Source organism: Burkholderia arboris (assembly GCF_038723655.1).
Lineage (GTDB): Bacteria > Pseudomonadota > Gammaproteobacteria > Burkholderiales > Burkholderiaceae > Burkholderia > Burkholderia arboris.
The window spans coordinates 2,630,649-2,654,931 of the sequence record NZ_CP109821.1 but is presented as its reverse complement, the minus strand read 5'-3'; the positions used below and the strand labels follow the sequence as shown (position 1 = coordinate 2,654,931).

23 protein-coding genes and 1 tRNA gene are annotated in these 24,283 nt (G+C 64.8%); 21 read left to right on the top strand and 3 right to left on the bottom strand.

From position 1 onward, the window contains the following. Window positions 1–89: 89 nt before the first annotated feature. From ilvN to OHZ10_RS12435, 5 genes are all read left to right on the top strand, one after another. The gene (gene ilvN, locus OHZ10_RS12455) at window positions 90–581 is read left to right on the top strand and encodes an acetolactate synthase small subunit (RefSeq protein ID WP_006398781.1); all 492 of its coding nucleotides are present in this window, start codon (window positions 90–92) and stop codon (window positions 579–581) included. A 94-nt stretch (window positions 582–675) separates the two neighbouring features. Then, entirely contained in the window at window positions 676–1,692 is a 1,017-nt protein-coding gene (gene ilvC / locus OHZ10_RS12450) for a ketol-acid reductoisomerase (protein WP_014896490.1), read from the top strand. 127 nt (window positions 1,693–1,819) lie between these two features. Next, window positions 1,820–2,464: a phosphatidylserine decarboxylase gene (locus OHZ10_RS12445; RefSeq protein ID WP_031401923.1), complete on the top strand. Its 645-nt coding sequence runs from the start codon at window positions 1,820–1,822 to the stop codon at window positions 2,462–2,464. A gap of 15 nt (window positions 2,465–2,479) precedes the next feature. Continuing rightward, window positions 2,480–3,352, top strand: a complete 873-nt coding sequence (pssA, locus tag OHZ10_RS12440) for a CDP-diacylglycerol--serine O-phosphatidyltransferase (RefSeq protein WP_059233594.1) — start codon at window positions 2,480–2,482, stop codon at window positions 3,350–3,352. Between the two features lie 315 nt (window positions 3,353–3,667). Beyond that, window positions 3,668–5,212: a 2-isopropylmalate synthase gene (locus tag OHZ10_RS12435; protein WP_059233595.1), complete on the top strand. Its 1,545-nt coding sequence runs from the start codon at window positions 3,668–3,670 to the stop codon at window positions 5,210–5,212. 72 nt (window positions 5,213–5,284) lie between these two features. On the opposite strand, the gene OHZ10_RS12430 is transcribed toward OHZ10_RS12435, so the two are convergent. From OHZ10_RS12430 to OHZ10_RS12420, 3 genes are all read right to left on the bottom strand, one after another. Continuing rightward, window positions 5,285–6,835 (bottom strand): SulP family inorganic anion transporter, encoded by a 1,551-nt coding sequence (locus tag OHZ10_RS12430; RefSeq protein ID WP_059233596.1) that lies wholly within the window; start codon window positions 6,833–6,835, stop codon window positions 5,285–5,287. A gap of 39 nt (window positions 6,836–6,874) precedes the next feature. Continuing rightward, complete coding sequence (locus tag OHZ10_RS12425) at window positions 6,875–7,510, bottom strand: carbonic anhydrase (RefSeq protein ID WP_059233597.1); 636 nt, start codon at window positions 7,508–7,510, stop codon at window positions 6,875–6,877. A gap of 383 nt (window positions 7,511–7,893) precedes the next feature. After that, complete coding sequence (locus tag OHZ10_RS12420) at window positions 7,894–8,406, bottom strand: hypothetical protein (RefSeq protein ID WP_174993819.1); 513 nt, start codon at window positions 8,404–8,406, stop codon at window positions 7,894–7,896. Window positions 8,407–8,575: 169 nt separating this feature from the next. On the opposite strand from OHZ10_RS12420, the gene OHZ10_RS12415 reads away from it, so the two are divergent. The 16 genes from OHZ10_RS12415 to nuoI all read left to right on the top strand — a co-directional run bounded on the left by OHZ10_RS12415 (window position 8,576) and on the right by nuoI (window position 24,252). Continuing rightward, a complete protein-coding gene (locus OHZ10_RS12415) occupies window positions 8,576–9,835 on the top strand; it encodes a branched-chain amino acid ABC transporter substrate-binding protein (RefSeq protein ID WP_059233599.1) in 1,260 nt (419 codons plus the stop codon). A gap of 107 nt (window positions 9,836–9,942) precedes the next feature. Beyond that, entirely contained in the window at window positions 9,943–10,212 is a 270-nt protein-coding gene (gene rpsO, locus OHZ10_RS12410; protein ID WP_043188860.1) for a 30S ribosomal protein S15, read from the top strand. Window positions 10,213–10,502: 290 nt separating this feature from the next. Further along, a complete protein-coding gene (gene pnp, locus OHZ10_RS12405) occupies window positions 10,503–12,650 on the top strand; it encodes a polyribonucleotide nucleotidyltransferase (protein WP_059236671.1) in 2,148 nt (715 codons plus the stop codon). A gap of 148 nt (window positions 12,651–12,798) precedes the next feature. Next, window positions 12,799–13,818, top strand: coding sequence for an NAD(P)H-quinone oxidoreductase (locus OHZ10_RS12400; protein ID WP_059233600.1), 1,020 nt, complete (start codon window positions 12,799–12,801; stop codon window positions 13,816–13,818). Between the two features lie 141 nt (window positions 13,819–13,959). Further along, a complete protein-coding gene (gene tpiA, locus OHZ10_RS12395; RefSeq protein WP_342702625.1) occupies window positions 13,960–14,715 on the top strand; it encodes a triose-phosphate isomerase in 756 nt (251 codons plus the stop codon). A 72-nt stretch (window positions 14,716–14,787) separates the two neighbouring features. Then, window positions 14,788–15,168, top strand: a complete 381-nt coding sequence (gene secG / locus OHZ10_RS12390; RefSeq protein ID WP_342702623.1) for a preprotein translocase subunit SecG — start codon at window positions 14,788–14,790, stop codon at window positions 15,166–15,168. A 111-nt stretch (window positions 15,169–15,279) separates the two neighbouring features. Next, a tRNA-Leu gene (locus OHZ10_RS12385) sits at window positions 15,280–15,364 on the top strand. Window positions 15,365–15,518: 154 nt separating this feature from the next. Then, entirely contained in the window at window positions 15,519–15,878 is a 360-nt protein-coding gene (locus tag OHZ10_RS12380) for an NADH-quinone oxidoreductase subunit A (RefSeq protein ID WP_006398798.1), read from the top strand. Window positions 15,879–15,940: 62 nt separating this feature from the next. Further along, entirely contained in the window at window positions 15,941–16,420 is a 480-nt protein-coding gene (locus tag OHZ10_RS12375) for a NuoB/complex I 20 kDa subunit family protein (RefSeq protein WP_006398799.1), read from the top strand. A 21-nt stretch (window positions 16,421–16,441) separates the two neighbouring features. Then, window positions 16,442–17,044, top strand: a complete 603-nt coding sequence (locus OHZ10_RS12370; RefSeq protein WP_059233603.1) for an NADH-quinone oxidoreductase subunit C — start codon at window positions 16,442–16,444, stop codon at window positions 17,042–17,044. 9 nt (window positions 17,045–17,053) lie between these two features. After that, a complete protein-coding gene (locus OHZ10_RS12365; RefSeq protein WP_043188847.1) occupies window positions 17,054–18,307 on the top strand; it encodes an NADH-quinone oxidoreductase subunit D in 1,254 nt (417 codons plus the stop codon). A gap of 172 nt (window positions 18,308–18,479) precedes the next feature. Continuing rightward, complete coding sequence (nuoE, locus tag OHZ10_RS12360; protein WP_006756903.1) at window positions 18,480–18,965, top strand: NADH-quinone oxidoreductase subunit NuoE; 486 nt, start codon at window positions 18,480–18,482, stop codon at window positions 18,963–18,965. Then, a complete protein-coding gene (gene nuoF / locus OHZ10_RS12355) occupies window positions 18,962–20,272 on the top strand; it encodes an NADH-quinone oxidoreductase subunit NuoF (protein WP_006478267.1) in 1,311 nt (436 codons plus the stop codon). The genes nuoE and nuoF overlap by 4 nt, the downstream gene beginning before the upstream one ends. Before the next feature lie 82 nt (window positions 20,273–20,354). Continuing rightward, on the top strand, window positions 20,355–22,685 hold the full coding sequence (gene nuoG, locus OHZ10_RS12350) for an NADH-quinone oxidoreductase subunit NuoG (protein WP_059233604.1): 2,331 nt from the start codon (window positions 20,355–20,357) through the stop codon (window positions 22,683–22,685). Then, complete coding sequence (gene nuoH / locus OHZ10_RS12345) at window positions 22,686–23,753, top strand: NADH-quinone oxidoreductase subunit NuoH (protein WP_059233605.1); 1,068 nt, start codon at window positions 22,686–22,688, stop codon at window positions 23,751–23,753. 10 nt (window positions 23,754–23,763) lie between these two features. After that, window positions 23,764–24,252 carry an NADH-quinone oxidoreductase subunit NuoI gene (nuoI, locus tag OHZ10_RS12340; protein ID WP_014896508.1) on the top strand — a complete coding sequence of 163 codons (489 nt, stop codon included), beginning with the start codon at window positions 23,764–23,766 and terminating at the stop codon, window positions 24,250–24,252. Window positions 24,253–24,283 lie beyond the last annotated feature (31 nt).

Below are 24,283 nucleotides of genomic sequence, written 5' to 3'. Positions count from 1 at the left end.
GATGCGGCCGCCTTCACGAAGGGCGGTGCGGCACGCGGCGGCGCGCGGCGCGAGTGAATCGACACGGACACATTCTGGAAGAAGCGAACATGAGACACATCATTTCCGTCCTGCTGGAGAACGAACCGGGCGCGCTGTCGCGCGTGGTCGGCCTGTTTTCCGCGCGCGGCTACAACATCGAAACCTTGACGGTGGCGCCGACCGAAGACCAATCGCTGTCGCGGCTCACCATCGTTTCCATTGGCTCCGACGACGTGATCGAACAGATCACGAAGCATCTGAACCGCCTTATCGAGGTGGTGAAAGTGGTGGACCTGACCGACGGTGCACACATCGAACGCGAGCTGATGCTGATCAAGGTACGTGCAGTGGGCAAGGAGCGTGAAGAAATGAAGCGGATGTCGGATATTTTCCGCGGCCGCATCATCGACGTGACCGAAAAGACCTACACGATCGAATTGACGGGCGCGAGCGACAAGCTCGACGCATTCATCCAGGGGCTGGACGCGGGCGCGATCCTGGAGACCGTGCGCACCGGCAGCTCCGGCATCGGACGCGGCGAGCGCATCCTGAAGGTGTGATGCCCAAAGGCACGCCGGGTGCGCCGTCATGTCCCGGCCCGCAGTACTCCATCCGAACGAATTGTTGAATTTTTGAATTAGCGAAGGAACCATCATGAACGTTTTCTACGACAAAGACGCTGACCTCTCCCTCATCAAGGGCAAGCAAGTCACGATCATCGGCTACGGCTCGCAAGGCCATGCACACGCGCTGAACCTGAAGGACAGCGGCGTGAACGTGACGGTCGGCCTGCGCAAGGGCGGCGCGTCGTGGAGCAAGGCCGAGAACGCCGGCCTGTCGGTCAAGGAAGTCGCGGAAGCGGTGAAGGGCGCAGACGTCGTCATGATGCTGCTGCCGGACGAGCAGATCGCCGACGTGTACGCGAAGGAAGTTCACGAGAACATCAAGCAGGGCGCAGCGCTGGCGTTCGCGCACGGCTTCAACGTCCACTACGGCGCGGTGATCCCGCGCGCCGACCTCGACGTGATCATGATCGCGCCGAAGGCACCGGGCCACACCGTGCGCGGCACGTACTCGCAAGGTGGCGGCGTGCCGCACCTGATCGCGGTTGCGCAGAACAAGTCGGGCGCGGCACGCGACATCGCGCTGTCGTACGCGGCAGCGAACGGCGGCGGCCGTGCCGGCATCATCGAGACGAACTTCCGTGAAGAAACCGAAACCGACCTGTTCGGCGAGCAGGCCGTGCTGTGCGGCGGTACCGTCGAGCTGATCAAGGCTGGCTTCGAAACGCTGGTCGAAGCAGGCTACGCGCCGGAAATGGCGTACTTCGAGTGCCTGCACGAACTGAAGCTGATCGTCGACCTGATCTACGAAGGCGGCATCGCGAACATGAACTACTCGATCTCGAACAACGCCGAGTACGGCGAGTACGTGACGGGCCCGCGCGTCGTCACGGAAGAGACGAAGAAGGCGATGAAGCAGTGCCTGACCGACATCCAGACGGGCGAGTACGCCAAGAGCTTCATTCTCGAGAACAAGGCAGGCGCACCGACGCTGCAGTCGCGCCGTCGCCTGACGGCCGAGCACCAGATCGAACAGGTCGGTGCGAAGCTGCGTGCGATGATGCCGTGGATCGCGAAGAACAAGCTCGTCGACCAGACGAAGAACTAAGCACCGCGTGCTGTTCCGGCCCTTCGAGAGGAGGGTCGGTATCAAAAAGCCGTCCGAAGGCAGCAGTGCCCCGGGCGGCTTTTGCTATCCTACGGGCTTTGCAATTCACCGAACACAGAACGAATCCATGAACTATCCTCATCCGATCATCGCGCGCGAAGGCTGGCCGTTCATCGCGATTGCTGCCGTCATCGCGCTGTTGATCCACGCCGTCGGGGGCTTCGGCTTCGCGTGGCCGTTCTGGCTGCTGCTCGTCTTCGTCGTCCAGTTCTTCCGAGATCCGCAGCGCCCGATCCCCGCGCAGCCGAATGCGGTGCTGTGTCCGGCAGACGGCCGCATCGTCGCGGTCGAGACCGCACAAGACCCGTACGCGAACCGTGAAGCGCTGAAGATCAGCGTGTTCATGAATGTATTCAATGTCCATTCGCAGCGTTCCCCGGTCGATGGCGCGATCACCAAGGTCGAGTACTTCCCGGGCGCATTCCTGAACGCGGCGATCGACAAGGCGTCGACCGAGAACGAGCGCAATGCGGTCGTGATCCAGACGGCAAGCGGCAAGACCGTCACCGCCGTGCAGATCGCAGGCCTCGTGGCCCGCCGGATTCTCTGCTACGTCCGTGCCGGCGAGCCGCTGTCGCGCGGCCAGCGCTACGGTTTCATCCGCTTCGGTTCGCGCGTCGACGTGTACCTGCCGCTCGGCAGCCGCGCGAAGGTGTCGATCGGCGAGAAGGTCTACGCGTCGTCGACGATCCTCGCCGAGCTCGAGCAGTAAGCGGCGGGGCGCACGATGGCCGCATTCAAACCGCGTCGGCCGCGTAACGGCTCCGGCCAGACGCCACGTCCGTTTCGCCGCAACAAGGTGATGGCGCCCGATCCGGCGCCGCTCGAGAGCCGCCGCGCCGCGCGCCAGCGGTTCCTGAAGACGCGCGGCATCTACCTGTTGCCGAACGCGTTCACGACCGCCGCGCTGTTCTGCGGCTTCTTCGCGGTCGTGCAGGCGATGAACGTCCGTTTCGAAATTGCCGCGATCGCGATTTTCGTCGCGATGGTGCTCGACGGGATGGACGGGCGCGTCGCACGCATGACGCATACGCAGAGCGCGTTCGGCGAGCAGTTCGACAGCCTGTCGGACATGGTCTCGTTCGGCGTCGCGCCCGCGCTCGTGATGTACGAGTGGGTGCTGAAGGATCTCGGCCGCTGGGGCTGGCTCGCCGCGTTCGTCTACTGCTCGGGCGCCGCGCTGCGTCTCGCGCGCTTCAACACGAACATCGGCGTGGTCGACAAGCGCTTCTTCCAGGGGCTGCCGAGCCCGGCCGCCGCCGCGCTGATCGCGGGCTTCGTGTGGCTCGCGACCGACAACCGCGTGCCGATGAAGCTCGGCTGGCTGCCGTGGGTCGCGTTCGTGCTGACGATCTACGCGGGCGTGACGATGGTGTCGAACGCGCCGTTCTACAGCGGCAAGGCGCTCGACGTGCGGCACCGCGTGCCGTTCGCGGCGATCCTGCTGGTGGTCGTCGCGTTCGTGCTCGTGTCGTCCGATCCGCCGCTGATGCTGTTCTGCCTGTTCGTGCTGTACGGGCTGTCGGGCTACGTGTTCTGGGCCTACATGGCGATCCGCGGGCGCGCGAATCCGGCGCGCTCGTCGCAACGCGATCACTGACGTGCGATCTGCGCGGAAACGGCGGCCTCGGGGCCGCCGTTTTCATTTGCCCCTTATTCGGCCCGAGCGCCGGAATTCCCGGGTGCCGTCCGATTGCGCACCCAACGGAATGCCGCTATAGTCTTCGGCATGACTGCATTGTCCCGCCTCTCCCTCCTTCTAGCCGGTGCGCCGCTACGCGCGCTAGCTTTGGCGCGCCTGCCGCGCTGACCGTTCTCGCCCCCCGTCTCAAGCCTCGTCTGTTGTTGAGCGTCGCCAGCGGTGGCGCGATCTCATTACGTTTGACTTCCGTATAAAGAGCCCTGGAGCCCCCCCATGACAGACAAGCTGATCATTTTCGATACGACGTTGCGTGACGGCGAACAATCGCCCGGCGCGTCGATGACGAAGGAAGAGAAAATCCGCATCGCGAAGCATCTCGAGCGGATGAAGGTCGACGTGATCGAAGCCGGCTTCGCGGCCAGCTCGAACGGCGATTTCGACGCGATCCACACGATCGCCGGTCTCGTGAAGGACAGCACGATCTGTTCGCTGGCGCGGGCCAACGACAAGGACATCCAGCGCGCGGCCGACGCGCTGAAGCCGGCCAACAGCTTCCGGATCCACACGTTCATCGCGACGTCGCCGCTGCACATGGAAAAGAAGCTGCGGATGACGCCCGACCAGGTGTTCGAGCAGGCGCGCCTCGCAGTGCGTTTCGCGCGCAAGTTCACGGACAACGTCGAGTTCTCGCCGGAAGACGGCAGCCGCTCCGATCTCGACTTCCTGTGCCGCGTGCTGGAAGCCGTGATCGCCGAAGGTGCGACCACGATCAACATTGCCGACACCGTCGGCTACGGCGTGCCGGAGCTCTACGGCAACCTCGTGAAGACGCTGCGCGAGCGCATTCCGAACTCGGACAAGGCGATTTTCTCGGTGCACTGCCATAACGACCTCGGGATGGCCGTCGCGAACTCGCTCGCCGGCGTGAAGATCGGCGGCGCGCGTCAGATCGAATGCACGATCAACGGTCTCGGCGAGCGCGCGGGCAACACGTCGCTGGAAGAAATCGTGATGGCCGTGAAGACGCGCAAGGACTACTTCGGCCTCGACGTCGGCATCGACACGACGCAGATCGTGCCGACGTCGAAGCTCGTGTCGCAGATCACCGGTTTCGTCGTGCAGCCGAACAAGGCGGTGGTCGGCGCGAATGCGTTCGCGCATGCGTCGGGTATCCACCAGGACGGCGTGCTGAAGGCGCGCGACACTTACGAGATCATGCGTGCGGAAGACGTGGGCTGGACCGCGAACAAGATCGTGCTCGGCAAGCTGTCGGGCCGCAACGCGTTCAAGCAGCGCCTGCAGGAGCTCGGCGTGTCGCTCGACAGCGAAACCGAACTGAACGCCGCGTTCATGCGTTTCAAGGATCTGGCCGACCGCAAGGCGGAGATCTTCGACGAGGACATCATCGCGATCGTGTCCGAGGAATCGGCGCTCGCGCACGAGCAGGAACACTTCAAGTTCGTGTCGCTGTCGCAGCGTTCGGAAACGGGCGAGCAGCCGCAGGCGAAGATCGTGTTCGCGGTCGAAGGCAAGGAAGTGACCGGCGAGGCGCGCGGCAACGGCCCGGTCGACGCGACCTTCAACGCGATCGAGGGCGAAGTCGGCAGCGGTTCCGAACTGCTGCTGTATTCGGTGAACGCGATCACGACCGGCACGCAGGCACAGGGCGAAGTGACCGTCCGGCTGTCGAAGAGCGGGCGGATCGTCAATGGCGTCGGCACCGATCCGGACATCGTTGCCGCATCGGCGAAGGCGTACATCTCCGCGCTCAACAAGCTGCATTCGAAGGACGACAAACTCAACCCGCAGCGCTCGTAAGCGCCGCGCGCTGCGCATGACCGGAACGCCCCGTGCGGCCCTGCGCCGCCGGGGCGTTTTTTCATCTGTCGCTCATTCGGCGGCCGGCGCGCGGAACAGCCAGCGGCGCGTCGCCGGGCGCGGCGCCGGGCTGCGCCGGCGGAACTCGACGGCGATCCCGCGCCGCGGCGCATCGGCGACGAACGCCTCGAGCAATTCGAGCACGTCGTGATCGATGTAGTCGGCGCGCGTTGCGTCGATGATCACCGCCGCGCGGTCCGGAATGTGCCGTAAGTGATGCTTGACCTGCACCTTGCCGAGAAACGACACGTCCTTGCGGAACGACAGCAGGAAGTGGTCGTCATGCTGCGCGAGCGTGACGGGACTCTTCAGGTTCGCGACGGCGACCGCCAGCACACTGCACGCGAGGCCGAGCGCGATGCCGAACAGCAGGTCGACCGAGAGCACGCCGACGATCGTCGCGGCGAACGGCACGAATGCCGCCGGCCCCTGTTTCATCACCGAGCGGAACAGCGCCGGTTTCGCGAGCTTGAAGCCGGTGTGGATCAGGATCGCGGCCAGGCTCGCGAGCGGGATCAGGTTGATGAGGCCGGTGAGCGCGAACACGCTCGCGAGCAGCAGCATCCCGTGCACGATGGCCGACATCCGGCTTTGCGCGCCCGCATTGACGTTCACCGAGCTGCGCACGATCACCGACGTGATCGGCAGGCCGCCGACCGCACCCGCGACCAGATTGCCGACACCCTGGGCCTTCAGTTCGCGGTCGGGCTGGGTCGGCCGGCGCTTCGGGTCGATCTGCTCGACCGCTTCGAGGCTCAGCAGCGTTTCCAGGCTTGCGACGACCGCGAGCGTGATCGCGACGCGCCACACGTCCGGATTGACCAGCTGCGCGAAGTTCGGCCCGAGCTCCGCGTGCTTGAGCGAAGCGGCGAACGCCGCGAACGATCCGAGTTCGGGCAGCGTCACGCGATGGGCGGCGCCCGGCGCAACGGCTGGCGCGACGAAGCCCAGCACGAGCGTCGCGCCGATCCCGAGCACGACGACCGCGAGCGGCGCGGGCACCGAGCGTACTAGCGCGAAGCGGCGCAGTGCAGGCGTGTCCCACGCGATCAGCAGGGCGAGCGACGCGAGCGCGATGGCCGTGGCAGCCCATGCGACCGGCAGGTTCGGCCAGTTCGCAAACGATTGCGCGGCCGAGCCGCCGATGCCGAACGCGAACGGAATCTGCTTCACGATCAACAGCAGGCCGATCGCGGCGAGCATGCCCTTGATGACGGGCGACGGCACGTAGGCGGCGAAGCGGCCGGCGCGCAGCATGCCGAACCCGAACTGCAGCACGCCGGACAGCAGCACCGCGAGCAGGAACGCGGAGAAGCTGCCGAGTTGTGCGATCCCTTCGACGACGATCACGACGAGGCCGGCGGCCGGCCCGCTGACGGATAGCGACGAGCCGCTCAGCAGCGCGACGACGATGCCGCCGACGATGCCGGACACGAGCCCGGCGAACGGCTCGACGCCGGAGGCATTGGCGATGCCGAGACAGAGCGGCAGCGCGACGAGGAAAACGACGATGCCGGCGACGATGTCGCGCGGCAGGGTGGACAGGCGCTCGTTCAGTTTCATGGTTGGGGCGATTTCATTGGCGTTGGGGCGGGGGATGAATCAGCCGAGCGCGGCGGCGGCCAGCGCGGGTTCGACGTCGGCGGGCGGCGCCGCGTAGCCGGAATCGAGCTCCAGAAGGCGGCCGTCGGCGAGCGAAAAGATCCAGCCGTGCACGAGCGGCGGCCGTTCGCGGCCGCGCACGATCGGCGACGCGCGCAGCAGCCGAACCTGTTCGAGCACGTTAAGCTCGGCGAGGCGGTCGGCGGCGGCCGTGTCGTCGAGCCCGTCGAGCGTGTCGCGATGGCGGCGCGCGAGCGCGCAAAGCGGCGCGATGCGGCGCGCGACGTGCGGCAGGTCGGCCGGCGGCGGCAGCAGCGATGCGCGCACGCCGCCGCAGCCGTAGTGCCCGCACACGATCACGTGGTCGACCTTCAGCACGCGCACTGCGTACTCGAGCACGCTGGCGGAGTTGTCGTCGTCAGGGTGGAACAGGTTCGCGATGTTGCGATGGACGAACAGTTCGCCGGGCGCGCAGTGCGTGATGGTTTCGGCCGGCACGCGGCTGTCCGCACAGCCGATCCACAGGACGCGCGGATTCTGGCCGCGCGCGAGCGCGTCGAAGAAGCCGGGCGTGTGTTCGCGCGTTTCGCGGGCCCAGGCGATGTTGGCAACCAGCATGCTCTTGGGGCGATTCATGAGGACTCCTTTGTGATGAAGGCAAATAAATATCGGCCGAAATGACGCAATTGCAATCTTTCTAAATTGAAAGGTTCGATTTGGACTGATATTAGGGGTATGCCCTAGCACTCCGGGGGTGTTGAAACAAATTGTTTCAAATTGATTTGGCAGAGTGCATTGCATGCACCAAGCCGACGCATGACATGCACTGCGCGTGCCTGTTTCCGCGTAAAGGCCCGCATGACGGGGCGCTCAGCGAATTGCCATCGGGCTGTCATCGACCGGAAAACTTTTCCGTCTTATTTCACGGGTTAAATAATTAAACGGAAAAAAAGAAATGGCCATTCACGCAATAATTCGTGAATGGCCATTGTGAACATTGCGCGTAAATGCGTAATCGGTCAGAACAGGTTGCGGCGATCGGGGTCGTGCAGCGGATCCGGTGTTTTCTGCGTGATGCGCAGGATGCCCTGCGGATCGAAGTAGAAGCTGTACATCATGTACCAGACGTTGTCCTCGAGATACCGGTACGTCCACACCTCGCGCTTCATCAGCGGGAAGTAGGACGTCTCGACGGGGCGTCCGAAATTGACGAGCACGTCAGTCTTCGTCCACTTGCCGATCTCGGCGCGATAGAACTCGCTCGGCTGCAGCACCTGGCGCACGTTGACGATCTTGTGGGCCGCGTCGACGTCGGCTGCGACCGTGACTTCGCCCATCGGCTGGGTCGGCCACATCAGGCGCTTGCCGCCGCCGGGCAGGTCGTAGATCTCGCGCGGCGGGCCCATGCGCGCGACGATCGCCGACTCGTCCTGGCCGGCCTGGTATTGCTGCCACGGTTGCGCGCAACCGGCCAGCAGCGCGGCGGCGCAGGCGGCCAGCACCGGCAGGCGCGCGGAAATGCGAATGCGCATGGGGATTCTCCAGAACACGGAAACAAGTCCCGTTTTATCACGGACGGCGCGCGACGGCGCATTGTGCGGAAAAAATCGGTGCGGATCGCCGGCATGGCCACGCTTGCGGGCGACGGGTGCGCCGGCCTATGATCCGCGCTTCTCGGGCAGATTGAAGGGCAGGTGGCCGATGCAGGGCTGGAAGCGGTGCGCGCTCGCGCTGAGCGCAGGGTGGATGCTGGTGTCGTCCGCGTTTGCCGGCGGCGAGCCGGTGCGGATCGCGCTGATCGAAGGGATGTCGGGCCCGTTCGCGAATGCGGGCGCGGCCGTCGAGCGCAACCTGCGCTTCGGCGTCGAGCAGGTCAACGCGGCGGGCGGCGTGAAGCTGCGCGACGGCGCGCACCCGCTCGAACTCGTCGTGCTCGACAGCAAGGGCAGCCCGGAGGAGGCGCTCGTGCAGTTGCGCGCGGCCGCCGACCGGCATATCGGCTTCGTTGCGCAAGGCAACAGCTCGGCCGTCGCGGCCGCGCTCGTCGCGGCGCTCGACAAGCTGAACGCACGCGACCCGGACAACCGGATGCTGTTCCTGAACTATTCGGCCGACGATCCGGCGCTGACTGGCGCGCGCTGCAGCTTCTGGCATTTCCGTTTCGATGCGCATGCCGGCATGCGGATGGCCGCGCTCGCGGACGTGATGGCGCGCGATCGCGCGCTGCGCAAGGTCTATCTGCTGAACCAGGACTACAGCTTCGGCCACGACGTCAGCACGCTCGCGCGACAGGCGCTGGCGGCGCGGCGCCCGGACGTGACGATCGCCGGCGACGAATTCCACCCGATCGGCCGGATCAAGGATTTCGCGCCGTATATCGCGAAGATCCGTGCGAGCGGCGCTGACGCCGTCGTGACCGGCAACTGGGGCAACGACCTCACGCTGCTCGTGAAGGCCGCGCGCGAACAGGGGCTGAACGCGAAGTTCTATACGTTCTACGGCAACAGCCTCGGCGCGCCGGCGGCCCTCGGCGACGCCGGTGTCGGACGCGTCGTGGCCGTGGCCGACTGGCACCCGAATGCGGGCGGCGCGAAATCGGACGCGTTCTACCGCGCGTTCCGGACCCGTTTCCCGGCCGCGCAGGACGATTATCCGGTGCGGCGGATGAGCCTGATGATCGACATGCTGGCCGCGGCGATGAGCCGCGCGGGTTCGGCCGACCCCGTTGCGGTTGCACGAGCGCTCGAGGGTTTGTCGTTCGACGACGGCTTCCATGCGTCGCGGATGCGCGCGCAGGATCACCAGCTGATCCAGCCCCTTTACGTGATGGAGATGGACAAGGCCGGCACGCCCGGCGTGCGCTTCGACAACGAGGGGTCGGGCTATGGCTTCCGGACGGTGCTGGCGGTGCCGGCGCCGCGTACGGAAATGCCGTCGACGTGCTCGATGACGCGCCCGTGACAGGGGGCGGCAAGAACGGCGCGGAGTTGTGCTACAATGCCCGCCGGTTGTAAGTCACGGCACGGCCATTCTTCCGTGTCCGCCTGTTCAGTTAGAAAGGAAATCACATGTCTGTTGCAGATATCAAGAAGTCGGAAGTCGTTGCCCAGTTCGCCCGCGCTACCAACGACACGGGGTCGCCCGAAGTCCAGGTCGCACTGCTGACCGCACGTATCGTCGAACTGACGGGTCACTTCAAGACCCACGCGAAGGATCACCACAGCCGCCGCGGCCTGCTGCGCATGGTGAGCCGCCGCCGCAAGCTGCTCGACTACCTCAAGGGCAAGGATGCCGACCGTTACCGCGCACTGATCGAGAAGCTGGGTCTGCGTAAGTAATCGAGGCGATTGCCGCCAGCAAGATGCCTGTGTCAGTCCGCTGATACAGGCATTTTGTTTTTGCGCGGTGCGTAGCGTCACGCGCATCGCAGGCTGTCCGGCACGTTTGTGCGGGGCTGCCGCAACGACTGATACCGGGGCAGGATTTGTGTCATTCCAGCGCGTCGCTGCATGAGCGCCGCGCTGGAATGGCATAAAAAACACACCTTGCTCCGGGTGATTCGGTCGGGACGCCGCCGTGCCGGATGGCCGGCGCGGCGAATGAAATGCATGAATTCAAAGGAGCAACCATGTCCATGTTCAACAAGGTCGTGAAGGAATTCCAGTGGGGCCAGCACAAGGTGCGCCTCGAAACCGGTGAAGTCGCTCGCCAGGCGAGCGGTGCGGTGATCGTCGACGTCGAAGATACCGTCGTGCTGGCAACCGTCGTCGGCGCGAAGTCGGCAAAGCCGGGCCAGGATTTCTTCCCGCTGACCGTCGACTACCTCGAGAAGACCTACTCGGCCGGCAAGATCCCGGGCGGCTTCTTCCGCCGCGAAGGCCGTCCGTCGGAGCATGAGACGCTGACGTCGCGCCTGATCGACCGTCCGCTGCGCCCGCTGTTCCCGGAAGGCTTCTACAACGAAGTCCAGGTCGTGATCCACGTGCTGTCCGTGAACCCGGAAGTCCCGGCGGACATCCCCGCGCTGATCGGCGCATCGGCTGCGCTCGCCGTGTCGGGCCTGCCGTTCAACGGCCCGGTCGGTGCCGCACGCGTGGCGTACATCGACAACGCATACGTGCTGAACCCGACGCGTGACCAGATCAAGGCATCGAGCCTCGACCTCGTCGTCGCGGGTACGGAACGCGCCGTGCTGATGGTCGAATCGGAAGCCGACCAGCTGTCGGAAGAAGTGATGCTGGGCGCCGTGGTGTTCGGTCACGAGCAGATGCAGATCGCGATCGACGCGATCCACGAACTGGTGCGCGAAGGCGGCAAGCCCGAGTGGGACTGGCAGCCGGCGCCGAAGAACGAGCCGCTGATCGCACGCGTGACCGAGCTGGCGCAGAACGACCTGCTCGCCGCTTACCAACTCCGCGACAAGCAAGCGCGTTCGGCGAAGCTGAAGGAAGTCTACTCGGCAACGTCGGCGAAGCTCGAGGAAGACGCACAGGCGGCCGGTACGGTCGCGGCCGACAAGGCCACCGTCGGCAACGTGCTGTTCGACATCGAAGCAAAGATCGTCCGTTCGCAGATCCTGAACGGCGAGCCGCGTATCGACGGCCGCGACACGCGCACCGTGCGCCCGATCGAAATCCGCACCGGCGTGCTGCCGCGTACCCACGGCTCGGCGCTGTTCACGCGCGGCGAGACGCAGGCGCTGGTCGTCGCGACGCTCGGCACGAAGGGTGACGAGCAGATCATCGATGCGCTCGAAGGCGAATACCGCGAGCGCTTCATGCTCCACTACAACATGCCCCCGTTCGCGACCGGCGAAACGGGCCGCGTCGGCTCGCCGAAGCGCCGCGAAATCGGCCACGGCCGTCTCGCGAAGCGCGCGCTGGTCAAGTGCCTGCCGAGCGCCGACGAATTCGGCTACTCGATCCGCGTCGTGTCGGAAATCACCGAATCGAACGGTTCGTCGTCGATGGCATCGGTGTGCGGCGGCTGCCTCGCACTGATGGACGCCGGCGTGCCGATGAAGGCGCACGTCGCGGGTATCGCGATGGGCCTGATCCTCGAAGGCAACAAGTTCGCGGTGCTGACCGACATCCTCGGCGACGAAGATCACCTCGGCGACATGGACTTCAAGGTGGCCGGCACGGAACAAGGCGTGACGGCGCTGCAGATGGACATCAAGATCCAGGGCATCACGAAGGAAATCATGCAGGTCGCGCTCGCGCAGGCGAAGGAAGGCCGCATGCACATCCTTGGCAAGATGACGTCGGCAGTCTCGGGTGCGAACACGCAACTGTCGGAATTCGCGCCGCGCATGATCACGATCAAGATCAACCCGGAAAAGATCCGCGACGTGATCGGCAAGGGCGGTTCGGTGATCCGCGCGCTGACGGAAGAAACGGGCACGACCATCGACATCTCGGACGACGGCGTCGTGACGATCGCGAGCACGAACAGCGACGGCATGGCCGAAGCGAAGAAGCGCATCGAGCAAATCACGGCCGAGATCGAAGTCGGCCAGGTGTACGAAGGCACGGTGCTCAAGCTGCTCGATTTCGGCGCGATCGTGAACCTGCTGCCGGGCAAGGACGGCCTGCTGCACATCTCGGAAATCGTCAACGAGCGTGTGAAGGACATCAACGACTACCTGAAGGAAGGTCAGCAGGTTAAGGTCAAGGTCATTCAGACGGACGAGAAGGGTCGTGTGCGACTGTCCGCCAAGGCGCTGCTGAACGAAGCAGCCGCGGCAACGCAGTCGGATACGCCGCCGCAGCAGTAAGCGGACAGGCGGACCAGCGGCCGGCAGTGCGAAAGCGTGCCGGCCGTTTTTTCTGTAGCATCGTTGTGCGGCGCAGCAGCGCCGGCGACGCGCCCGCGCCGTGCGCGCGTGCGTGCCATCCGATTCCGTTCCTGGAGCCCACCTCACCATGAAAGCCATCGAAATCACCGAATTCGGCGCCCCCGACGTGCTGAAGCTTGCGGAGCGTCCGCGCCCCGAACCGAAGCGCGGCGAGGTACTGATCAAGGTGGCGGCTTCCGGCGTGAACCGGCCCGACGTGTTCCAGCGCAAGGGCGCCTATGCGCCGCCGCCGGGGGCGTCGGATCTGCCGGGGCTCGAGGTGGCGGGCGAGATCGTCGGCGGCGATTTGTCCGATGCCGCGCTGAACCCGTTCGGCCTGAAGCTGGGCGATCGCGTGTGCGCGCTGCTCGCAGGCGGCGGCTATGCCGAATACGCAGTTGCGCCGCTGCCGCAGTGCCTGCCGGTGCCCGACGGGCTCACCGACATCGAGGCCGCGTCGCTGCCCGAAACGTTCTTCACCGTGTGGAGCAACGTGTTCGACCGTGCGCAGCTCGGCGCGGGCGAGGGCGGCGAGCAGGAGACGCTGCTCGTGCAGGGCGGCTCGAGCGGCATCGGCGTGACGGCGATCCAGATCGCGCATGCGCTCGGCTTTCGCGTGTTCGCGACGGCCGGCACCGCCGACAAGTGCCGCGCGTGCGAGGCGCTCGGCGCCGAGCGCGCGATCAACTACAAGACCGAAGACTTCGTCGAGGTCGTGAAGTCGCTGACGCACGATCGCGGCGTCGACGTGATTCTCGACATGGTGGCCGGTTCGTACGTGCCGCGCGAGCTGTCCGCGCTCGCGGACGGCGGCCGTCTCGTGCTGATCGCACTGCTCGGCGGTGCGAAGGCCGACGTCAACCTCGGCGAGATCCTGCGCCGCCGGCTGACGATCACGGGTTCGACGCTGCGCCCGCGTCCGGTCGAGTTCAAGGCGCGCATCGCTGCACAACTGAAGGCGCGCGTGTGGCCGCTGATCGCCGAAGGCCGCATCAAGCCGGTGATCTATCGCGTGCTGCCGGCCGCGGACGCCGCGCAGGCCCATGCGCTGATGGAAAGCAGCGAGCACACCGGCAAGATCGTCCTCGATTGGGGTACGAACGCGTGACGGCCCGTGTGGCCGGGCTTGACATGCGCGGTTTGACCGGTTCAAGCCGTGCGCAGTAAAATCGCGGGTTTGCTTCGCCAGATCAAACCTGACGGCCGGTTTCCGGCGCGTTAATGACACAGCGGTGACGAGACAGACACGATGTCGAAACAGAGAACTAAGCGGGTGATCGGCAACTGGAAGATGCACGGCCGGCTGGCCGGCAACCAGGCGTTGCTGAACGAAGTGGTGCAGGGCGCGGGCGCGGTGGCGGCCGAAACGTCGGTCGGCGTGTGCGTGCCGTTCCCGTATCTCGCGCAGGTTCACGCGCAGCTCGACGGCGGCCGTGTCGCCTGGGGCGCGCAGGACGTGTCCGCGCACGAACAGGGCGCGTTCACCGGCGAAGTGGCGGCCGCGATGGTTGCGGAGTTCGGCGCACGCTATGCGATCGTCGGTCACTCGGAGCGTCGCGCGTATCACGGCGAAAGCAACGAGACGGTCGCGGCGAAGGCGCAGCGCGCGCTCGCAGCCGGCCTCACGCCGGTCGTGTGCGTCGGCGAGACGCTCGACGAGCGCGAGTCGGGTGCGACCGAGCAGGTCGTCGGTGCGCAACTGGATGCGGTGCTGGCCGCGCTGACGGCCGACGAGGCTGTACGCATCGTCGTCGCGTACGAGCCGGTCTGGGCGATCGGTACGGGCAAGAGCGCGACCTCCGCGCAGGCACAGGACGTGCACGCGTTCCTGCGCACGCGTCTCGCGGCGAAGGGGGCGGCGGACGTGTCCGTGCTGTACGGCGGCAGCGTGAAGCCGGACAACGCGGAAGAGCTGTTCGCGCAACCGGACATCGACGGTGGCCTGATCGGCGGCGCGTCGCTGAAGGCGGAAGATTTCCTGGCGATCTGCCGGGCCGCGCGATAAGCGGTCCGAGATCGAATTGAACCATGACGGCGGCCGGACGGTCCGGTCGCCCGATCCAATCGGGTGGGTGTGATGCTGTTATTCAAGACGCTGATTATTGTGGTGCAGGTGTTGTCTGCGCTCGGTGTGATTGGTCTCGTGCTGCTGCAGCACGGCAAGGGTGCCGACATGGGCGCTGCGTTCGGCAGCGGTGCGTCGGGCAGCCTGTTCGGTGCGACGGGCTCGGCGAACTTCCTGTCGCGTACGACGGGCATTCTCGCGACGATCTTCTTCGTCGCGACGCTCGCGCTGACCTACCTCGGTTCGTACAAGTCGACGCCGTCGGCCGGCGTGCTCGGCGCGGCAGCGACCGCACCGGCATCGGCGCCTGCAGCATCGGTACCGGCTGTCGCGGCATCCGGTGCCGCTGCGGGCTCGGCTGCGAGCGCGCCGGGCCAGGACGTCCCGAAATAAAAAGTTAAATTTTTCGCGTTTGTGCGTTGAACAAATCTGGAACTCGGGTTAGAATTTAATTCTTGAAGCGATTCGCGGGAAACAAGCAACACAACCCGAGTTGCATGCAGTGCCGACGTGGTGAAATTGGTAGACACGCTATCTTGAGGGGGTAGTGGCGAAAGCTGTGCGAGTTCGAGTCTCGCCGTCGGCACCAAAGTTACTCAATGCCAGCCGCTTCTAGTGGCTGGCATTTTTCATTTCTGGGGTGTGCTTGCGGTTGTCTTGCGATCGCCTGCACTCCGAAATGATCCCTTCCGCCGGATAGTGGTATTCTCCGGACGCTCAGAACCAACCGATAGAGGATTGCCTTGAACCTCGCAGCCTATTACCCCGTCTTGTTGTTCCTCCTCGTGGGCACTGGTTTAGGTATAGCGCTGGTCAGCATCGGCAAGCTCCTTGGTCCCAACAAGCCGGACGTCGAGAAGAACGCACCGTACGAGTGCGGCTTCGAAGCCTTTGAAGACGCCCGGATGAAATTCGACGTCCGGTATTACCTCGTCGCCATCCTGTTCATCATCTTCGATCTCGAAACCGCATTCCTGTTTCCGTGGGGCGTCGCGCTCCGGGACATCGGCTGGCCGGGTTTCATCGCAATGATGATTTTTCTGCTCGAATTCCTGCTGGGCTTTGCCTATATCTGGAAGAAGGGCGGGCTCGACTGGGAGTGATGGGTTAATCGCCGGTTTGCATGGGCGGCCACGCTCGGTCGCTCGTCTGGAGTGGAAAGCAAATGAGTATCGAAGGGGTCTTGAAGGAAGGGTTTGTCACCACGACGGCTGACAAGCTGATCAACTGGACGCGTACCGGCTCGCTGTGGCCGATGACGTTCGGGCTCGCGTGTTGTGCCGTCGAGATGATGCATGCGGGCGCGGCCCGTTATGACCTGGACCGGTTCGGCGTCGTGTTTCGTCCGAGTCCGCGTCAGTCGGACGTGATGATCGTCGCCGGCACGCTGTGCAACAAGATGGCGCCCGCGCTGCGCCGCGTGTACGACCAGATGGCCGAGCCGCGCTGGGTGATCTCGATGGGGTCGTGCGCGAACGGCGGTGGCTACTACCACTACTCGTACTCGGTGGTCCGCGGCTGCGACCGGATCGTGCCGGTCGACGTCTACGTGCCGGGCTGTCCGCCCACGGCCGAGGCGCTGGTCTATGGCGTGATCCAGCTTCAGGCGAAGATCCGCCGCACCAATACCATCGCCCGTCAATAAAGCCCCGAGCGTCCCCTCAATATGGCAAGCAAAATCGAGACCCTCAAGGCAAACCTCGAAGCCGCGCTCGGCGCGCGCGTGGTGAGCCTCACCGAAGCAATCGGTGAACTGACGCTCGTCGTGAAGGCGAGCGATTACCTCGAAGTCGCAAAGACGCTGCGCGACGATCCGAAGCTCCGCTTCGAGCAGCTGCTCGATCTCTGCGGCGTCGACTACCAGACCTTCGGCGACGGTGCCTACGACGGCCCGCGCTTCGCGGCCGTGTCGCATCTGCTGTCGGTCACGAACAACTGGCGTCTGCGCCTGCGCGCATTCGCGCCGGACGACGACCTGCCGATCGTTGCATCGCTGGTCGACATCTGGACCTCCGCGAACTGGTACGAGCGCGAAGCGTTCGACCTGTACGGCATCGTGTTCGAAGGCCACCCCGACCTGCGCCGCATCCTCACCGACTACGGCTTCATCGGCCACCCGTTCCGCAAGGACTTCCCGGTGTCGGGCTACGTCGAAATGCGTTACGACCCGGAAGAGAAGCGGGTGGTGTACCAGCCGGTGACGATCGAGCCGCGCGAAATCACGCCGCGCGTGATCCGCGAGGATCGCTATGGCGGTCTGAAACATTAAGGGGGCGTCATGGCAGAAATCAAGAACTACACGCTCAACTTCGGCCCGCAGCACCCGGCAGCGCACGGCGTGCTGCGCCTCGTGCTCGAGCTCGACGGCGAAGTCATCCAGCGTGCCGATCCGCACATCGGCCTGCTGCACCGCGCGACGGAAAAGCTCGCGGAATCCAAAACGTTCATCCAGTCCGTGCCCTACATGGATCGTCTCGACTACGTGTCGATGATGGTCAACGAGCACGGCTACGTGCTTGCGATCGAGAAGCTGCTCGGCATCGAAGTGCCCGAGCGCGCGCAGTACATCCGCGTGCTGTTCGACGAGATCACGCGCGTGCTGAACCACCTGATGTGGATCGGCGCGCACGCACTCGACGTCGGCGCGATGGCGGTGTTCCTGTACGCCTTCCGCGAACGCGAAGACCTGATGGACGTGTACGAAGCGGTGTCCGGCGCCCGGATGCACGCGGCGTACTACCGTCCGGGCGGCGTCTACCGCGACCTGCCTGACGCAATGCCGCAATACAAGGCGTCGAAGATTCGCAACGAGAAGGCGCTCGCGAAGATGAACGAAGCGCGCAGCGGCTCGGTGCTCGACTTCATCGACGACTTCTTCACGCGCTTCCCGAAGTGCGTCGACGAATACGAAACGCTGCTCACCGACAACCGGATCTGGAAACAGCGTCTGGTCGGGATCGGCGTGGTCAGCCCCGAACGTGCGCTGCAGATGGGCCTGACGGGCCCGATGCTGCGCGGCTCGGGTATCGCATGGGATCTGCGCAAGAAACAGCCGTACGAAGTGTACGATCGCATGGATTTCGACGTGCCGGTCGGCGTGAACGGCGATTGCTACGACCGCTATCTGGTGCGCGTCGAAGAAATGCGCCAGTCGATCCGCATCGCGAAACAGTGTATTGAGTGGCTCCGCAAGAATCAGGGCCCGGTGATGACGGACAATCACAAGGTTGCCCCGCCGTCGCGCGTCGGCATGAAGACCAACATGGAAGACTTGATTCACCACTTCAAGCTCTTCACCGAAGGTTTCCATGTGCCGGAAGGCGAAGCGTACGCGGCGGTCGAGCATCCGAAAGGCGAGTTCGGCATCTACCTCGTGTCGGACGGTGCCAACAAGCCGTATCGCCTCAAGATTCGCGCACCGGGTTTCGCTCACCTGGCGTCCCTCGACGAAATGGCGCGCGGTCACATGATCGCCGACGCCGTCACGATCATCGGTACGCAGGACATCGTGTTCGGCGAGATCGATCGCTAATGGTTGCGCCGCCCGCGCGAGCGGGCGGTGGGCAGTCAATCACATGCGATGCGCGCTGAACCGGCGCGGCTTCGCAAGCTGTCAACAGAGTGAGCGCCAGGTCTGCCGTCCATGCACCCCAGTGTGCGGCAGGTTGTTCGTTCGGTAGGAATTGAAAGAGTCGTGTCTGAAAATGATCTCAGCTGAAGGCCTGAAGGAAATCGATCGAGCGTTGACGAAGTATCCCGCCGATCAGAAACAGTCCGCCGTGATGTCGGCGTTGGCCGTTGCTCAGGAAGAGCACGGCTGGCTGTCGCCCGAACTGATGCAGTTCGTCGCGGACTATCTCGGCATGCCGGCCGTTGCCGTGCAGGAAGTCGCGACGTTCTACACGATGTACGAGCTCAACCCGGTCGGCAAGCACAAGATCACGCTCTGTACGAACCTGCCGTGCCAGCTTGGCCCGCACGGTGGCGCGGAAGCGACTGCCGACTACCTGAAACAGAAGCTCGGCATCGGCTTCGGCGAGACCACGCCCGACGGCAAGTTCACGCTGAAGGAAGGCGAATGCATGGGCTCGTGCGGCGATGCGCCGGTGCTGCTGGTGAACAATCACAGAATGTGCAGCTTCATGAGCCGCGAGAAGATCGACCAGCTGCTTGAGGAGCTCTCGAAATGACGTCCCTCCACGACCGTCACATCAAACCGCTGATCCTCGCTGGTCTGAACGGCGAGAACTGGCATCTCGAAGATTACGTTGCGCGCGGCGGTTACAAGCAGCTGCGCCGCATTCTCGAAGAAAAGATTCCGCCCGAGCAGGTGATCGCCGACGTGAAGGCGTCGGGCCTGCGTGGCCGGGGCGGTGCGGGCTTCCCGACCGGCCTGAAGTGGAGCTTCATGCCGCGCCAGTTCCCGGGGCAGAAGTACCTCGTCTGCAACTCGGACGAAGGCGAGCCGGGCACGTTCAAGGATCGCGACATCCTGCGCTGGAACCCGCATGCGCTGATCGAAGGCATGGCCATCGGCGCGTACGCGATGGGCATCACCGTCGGCTACAACTACATCCACGGCGAAATCTTCGAAGTGTATCGACGCTTCGAAGCCGCGCTCGATGAAGCGCGCGCAGCCGGGTTCCTCGGCGACAACATCATGGGCTCGGAATTCTCGTTCCAGCTGCACGCGCACCACGGTTACGGCGCGTACATCTGCGGCGAGGAAACGGCGCTGCTCGAGTCGCTCGAAGGCAAGAAGGGCCAGCCGCGCTTCAAGCCGCCGTTCCCGGCGAGCTTCGGCGTGTACGGCAAGCCGACCACGATCAACAACACCGAGACGTTCGCCGCGGTGCCGTTCCTGCTGTCCATCGGGCCGCAGAATTACCTCGAGATCGGCAAGCCGAACAACGGCGGCACGAAGATTTTCTCGGTATCGGGCGACGTCGAGCGTCCGGGCAACTACGAAGTGCCGCTCGGCACGCCGTTCGCGACGCTGATGGAGCTCGCCGGCGGGATGCGCGGCGGCAAGAAGATCAAGGCCGTGATCCCGGGCGGTTCGTCGGCGCCGGTGATCCCGGGCGACATCATGATGCAGACGGATCTCGACTACGATTCGATCGCGAAGGCCGGCTCGATGCTCGGCTCCGGCGCGGTGATCGTGATGGATGAGACGCGTTGCATGGTGCGCTCGCTGCTGCGCCTGTCGTACTTCTATTACGAGGAATCGTGCGGTCAGTGCACGCCGTGCCGCGAAGGCACCGGCTGGCTGTATCGCGTCGTGAATCGTATCGAGCACGGCGAAGGGCGCCAGGAAGATCTGGACCTGCTGAACTCGGTTGCCGAGAACATCATGGGCCGTACGATCTGTGCACTCGGCGATGCGGCGGCGATGCCGGTACGCGGGATGCTCAAGCACTACTGGGACGAATTCGCGTACCACGTCGAGCACAAGCACTGCATGGTCGGCGGCCACGCGCACGCGGCGGCGGCCTGAAGCGAACCCGGTTGCGGAATTTGAGCGCACGGTCGGGCGAAGGCGCGAACGGGCGGAAATAGGTTAAGGACCATTCACCATCATGGTTGAACTTGAAATAGACGGCAAGAAGGTCGAGGTGCCCGAAGGCAGCATGGTGATCCAGGCTGCGCACAAGGCGGATACGTACATTCCTCACTTCTGCTATCACAAGAAACTGTCGGTTGCGGCCAACTGCCGGATGTGTCTCGTCGAAGTCGAGAAGATGCCGAAGGCCGTGCCTGCCTGCGCGACCCCCGTGTCGGCCGGCATGATCGTCCACACGCAGTCCGACAAGGCCGTGAAGGCGCAGCAGTCGGTGATGGAATTCCTCCTCATCAATCACCCGCTCGATTGCCCGATCTGCGATCAGGGCGGCGAATGCCAGCTGCAGGATCTGGCGGTCGGCTACGGCAAGTCGTCGTCGCGCTACTCGGAAGAAAAGCGCGTGGTGTTCCACAAGAACGTGGGCCCGCTGATTTCGATGGAAGAAATGTCGCGTTGCATCCACTGCACGCGCTGCGTCCGCTTCGGCCAGGAAATCGCCGGCGTGATGGAGTTCGGCATGCTGGGCCGTGGCGAGCACTCGGAAATCACGACGTTCGTCGGCAAGACGGTCGATTCCGAAATGTCGGGCAACATGATCGACCTGTGCCCGGTCGGCGCGCTGACCAGCAAGCCGTTCCGCTACAGCGCCCGGACGTGGGAACTGTCGCGCCGCAAGTCGGTGAGCCCGCACGATTCCGTCGGCGCGAACCTCGTCGTGCAGGTGAAGAACAACCGCGTGATGCGCGTGCTGCCGTTCGAGAACGAAGCGATCAACGAATGCTGGATCTCGGACAAGGACCGCTTCTCGTATGAAGGCCTCAACAGCGACGAGCGCCTGACGAAGCCGATGCTGAAGCAGGGCGGCCAGTGGATCGAAACCGACTGGCAGACCGCGCTCGAATACGTCGCGAAGGGCCTGAAGGGCATCGCCGCGGATCACGGCGCGAACGCGCTGGCGATGCTCGCGAGCGCGCACAGCACCGCTGAAGAGCTGTTCCTCGTGAAGCAGCTCGCCAACGAGCTGAAGACGCCGAACGTCGACTTCCGTCTGCGTCAGCAGGATTTCTCGGCGCCGGTCCAGGGCGCACCGTGGCTCGGCATGCCGATCGCCGACCTGTCGAACGTGGACGCCGCGTTCGTCGTCGGTTCGTTCCTGCGTCGCGACCACCCGCTGTTTGCGTCGCGCCTGCGTCAGGCTGCGAAGAACGGCGCGAAGCTGCACTTCCTGCACGCGACCGGTGACGACGCACTGATCCCGACCGCGCAGCGCATCGTCGCTGCACCGTCCGCATGGCTCGACGAACTCGCCGGCATCGCCGCGGCTGTCGCGCAACTGCGCGGCGTCGCGCTGCCCGACGCACTGGCAGGCGTCACCGCATCGCCGGCCGCGCAGGCTGTCGCGCAGTCGCTGTCGAACGGCGAACGCCGCGCGGTGCTGCTCGGCAACGTCGCGGTCCGCCATCCGGCATTCGCGAAGCTGCATGCCGTCGCCAAGTGGATCGCCGACAACACCGGCGCCACGTTCGGCTTCCTGACGGAAGCGGCGAACACGGTGGGCGCGCACGTCGTCGGCGCACTGCCGGGCGAAGGCGGCCTGAACGCACGCGAAGCGTTCGCGCAGCCGCGCAAGGGCTATGTGCTGCTGAACGTCGAACCGGAATTCGATACCGCCGATCCGGCACAGGCCCTGGCTGCGCTGAACCAGGCGGAAATGGTCGTCGTGATGTCGCCGTTCAAGCACGGCCTCGACTACGCCGACGTGCTGCTGCCGGTTGCGCCGTTCACGGAAACGGCCGGTACGTACGTCAACGCCGAAGGCACCGTGCAGAGCTTCAACGGCGTCGTGCGCCCGCTCGGCGACACGCGTCCGGGCTGGAAGGTGCTGCGCGTGCTCGGCAGCCTGCTGGGCCTGCCGAACTTCGAATACGAGACCTCGGAAGAAGTGCGTCTCGCCGCGCTCGGCGACGCCGGCGTTGCAGGCCGCCTGTCGAACCAGACGTCGGTCGCCCCGGTGCGTGCCGCGGCGAATGCCGCGAACGGCGGCTTCGAGCGCCTGGCCGATGTGCCGATCTATCACGCCGACGCGCTCGTGCGCCGTGCAGGTGCGCTGCACCTGACGACCGCTGCGAAGGCGGCGAATGCCGCAGCCCTGCCGGCCGCGCTGTTCGACAAGCTGGGCTTGAAGGAAGGCGACGCCGTGCGCGTGCGCCAGGGCGAGCGTGCGGTGCAGTTGCCGGCCGTGCGCGACGCGAATCTTGCGGAGACGGTCGTTCGCGTGTCGGCGGCGACGCCTGCCGGCGCAGCGCTCGGCAGCCTGTCCGGTGAACTGGTGGTGGAGAAGGCGTAAATGAGCTTGTTCGATACGATCAACGCGGGCGGGGCCGAGCTTCTCGGCTTCGCATGGCCGACGGTGTGGGCAGTCGTGCGCATCCTCGTCGTCTCCGTCGTCATCCTGCTGTGCGTCGCGTACCTGATTCTGTGGGAACGCAAGCTGATCGGCTGGATGCACGTGCGTCTCGGCCCGAACCGCGTCGGCCCCGGCGGCCTGCTGCAGCCGATCGCCGACGTGCTGAAGCTGCTGCTGAAGGAAGTCATTCAGCCGAGCGCCGCCAGCCGCTGGCTGTACCTGATTGCGCCGGTGATGACCGTCGTGCCGGCGTTCGCCGTGTGGGCCGTGATCCCGTTCCAGGCCGAAGCGGTCCTCGCGAACGTGAACGCGGGCCTGCTGTACGCGATGGCGATCTCGTCGATCGGCGTGTACGCGGTGATTCTCGCGGGCTGGGCATCGAACTCGAAGTACGCATTCCTCGGCGCGATGCGCGCGGCGGCACAGATGGTGTCGTACGAAATCTCGATGGGCTTCGCGCTGGTGCTGGTGCTGATGACGGCCGGCAGCCTGAACCTGTCGGAAATCGTCGGTTCGCAACAGCACGGCTTCTTCGCGGGCCACGGCGTGAACTTCCTGTCGTGGAACTGGCTGCCGCTGCTGCCGGCGTTCGTCGTGTACTTCATCTCGGGCATCGCCGAAACGAACCGCCACCCGTTCGACGTGGTGGAAGGGGAGTCGGAGATCGTCGCAGGTCACATGATCGATTACTCGGGTATGGCGTTCGCGCTGTTCTTCCTCGCCGAGTACATCAACATGATCGTGATCTCGGCGCTGGCTGCGACGCTGTTCCTCGGCGGCTGGGATGCACCGTTCGAATTCCTGTCGTTCATCCCGGGCATCTTCTGGCTGGTGCTGAAGGTCTTCGCGCTGCTGTCGGTGTTCATCTGGGTCCGCGCGACGTTCCCGCGCTACCGTTACGACCAGATCATGCGTCTGGGCTGGAAGGTGTTCCTCCCCGTCACCGTGATCTGGGTGATCGTGGTCGGCTTCTGGATGATGTCGCCGCTGAACATCTGGGTGAAGTAAGGACGAAATCATGACGGCTATCCAACACTTCTTTAAGACTTTCTTCCTGACCGAGCTGCTGAAAGGGCTCGCGCTGACCGGTCGTTATACGTTCAAGCGCAAGGTCACCGTGCAGTTCCCGGAAGAGAAGACCCCGATCTCGCCGCGTTTTCGCGGGCTGCATGCACTGCGCCGCTATGAAAACGGCGAGGAGCGCTGCATCGCGTGCAAGCTGTGCGAGGCCGTGTGCCCCGCCATGGCGATCACGATCGAATCGGAAACGCGCGCGGACAACACGCGCCGCACGACGCGCTACGACATCGACCTGACGAAGTGCATCTTCTGCGGTTTCTGCGAAGAGAGCTGCCCGGTCGATTCAATCGTCGAGACGCAGATTCTCGAGTACCACGGCGAAAAGCGCGGCGACCTGTATTTCACGAAGGAAATGCTGCTCGCGGTGGGCGATCGCTACGAGAAGGACATCGCCGCGGCGAAGGCCGCCGACGCGCCGTATCGTTGATTGTGTTTGCAGTGCCGGCCCGAAGCACGGG

Coding starts and splice junctions, on each gene's coding strand:
- OHZ10_RS12420 (WP_174993819.1), bottom strand. CDS start 8,406: ATGCGCATTCGCATTTCCGCGCGCCTGCCGGTGCTGGCCGCCTGCGCC.
- OHZ10_RS12445 (WP_031401923.1), top strand. CDS start 1,820: ATGAACTATCCTCATCCGATCATCGCGCGCGAAGGCTGGCCGTTCATC.
- secG (WP_342702623.1), top strand. CDS start 14,788: ATGCTGTTATTCAAGACGCTGATTATTGTGGTGCAGGTGTTGTCTGCG.
- pssA (WP_059233594.1), top strand. CDS start 2,480: ATGGCCGCATTCAAACCGCGTCGGCCGCGTAACGGCTCCGGCCAGACG.
- OHZ10_RS12425 (WP_059233597.1), bottom strand. CDS start 7,510: ATGAATCGCCCCAAGAGCATGCTGGTTGCCAACATCGCCTGGGCCCGC.
- tpiA (WP_342702625.1), top strand. CDS start 13,960: ATGTCGAAACAGAGAACTAAGCGGGTGATCGGCAACTGGAAGATGCAC.
- OHZ10_RS12400 (WP_059233600.1), top strand. CDS start 12,799: ATGAAAGCCATCGAAATCACCGAATTCGGCGCCCCCGACGTGCTGAAG.
- pnp (WP_059236671.1), top strand. CDS start 10,503: ATGTCCATGTTCAACAAGGTCGTGAAGGAATTCCAGTGGGGCCAGCAC.
- OHZ10_RS12375 (WP_006398799.1), top strand. CDS start 15,941: ATGAGTATCGAAGGGGTCTTGAAGGAAGGGTTTGTCACCACGACGGCT.
- nuoG (WP_059233604.1), top strand. CDS start 20,355: ATGGTTGAACTTGAAATAGACGGCAAGAAGGTCGAGGTGCCCGAAGGC.
- nuoH (WP_059233605.1), top strand. CDS start 22,686: ATGAGCTTGTTCGATACGATCAACGCGGGCGGGGCCGAGCTTCTCGGC.
- OHZ10_RS12430 (WP_059233596.1), bottom strand. CDS start 6,835: ATGAAACTGAACGAGCGCCTGTCCACCCTGCCGCGCGACATCGTCGCC.
- OHZ10_RS12415 (WP_059233599.1), top strand. CDS start 8,576: ATGCAGGGCTGGAAGCGGTGCGCGCTCGCGCTGAGCGCAGGGTGGATG.
- rpsO (WP_043188860.1), top strand. CDS start 9,943: ATGTCTGTTGCAGATATCAAGAAGTCGGAAGTCGTTGCCCAGTTCGCC.
- nuoI (WP_014896508.1), top strand. CDS start 23,764: ATGACGGCTATCCAACACTTCTTTAAGACTTTCTTCCTGACCGAGCTG.
- OHZ10_RS12435 (WP_059233595.1), top strand. CDS start 3,668: ATGACAGACAAGCTGATCATTTTCGATACGACGTTGCGTGACGGCGAA.
- nuoF (WP_006478267.1), top strand. CDS start 18,962: ATGACGTCCCTCCACGACCGTCACATCAAACCGCTGATCCTCGCTGGT.
- ilvN (WP_006398781.1), top strand. CDS start 90: ATGAGACACATCATTTCCGTCCTGCTGGAGAACGAACCGGGCGCGCTG.
- nuoE (WP_006756903.1), top strand. CDS start 18,480: ATGATCTCAGCTGAAGGCCTGAAGGAAATCGATCGAGCGTTGACGAAG.
- ilvC (WP_014896490.1), top strand. CDS start 676: ATGAACGTTTTCTACGACAAAGACGCTGACCTCTCCCTCATCAAGGGC.
- OHZ10_RS12365 (WP_043188847.1), top strand. CDS start 17,054: ATGGCAGAAATCAAGAACTACACGCTCAACTTCGGCCCGCAGCACCCG.
- OHZ10_RS12370 (WP_059233603.1), top strand. CDS start 16,442: ATGGCAAGCAAAATCGAGACCCTCAAGGCAAACCTCGAAGCCGCGCTC.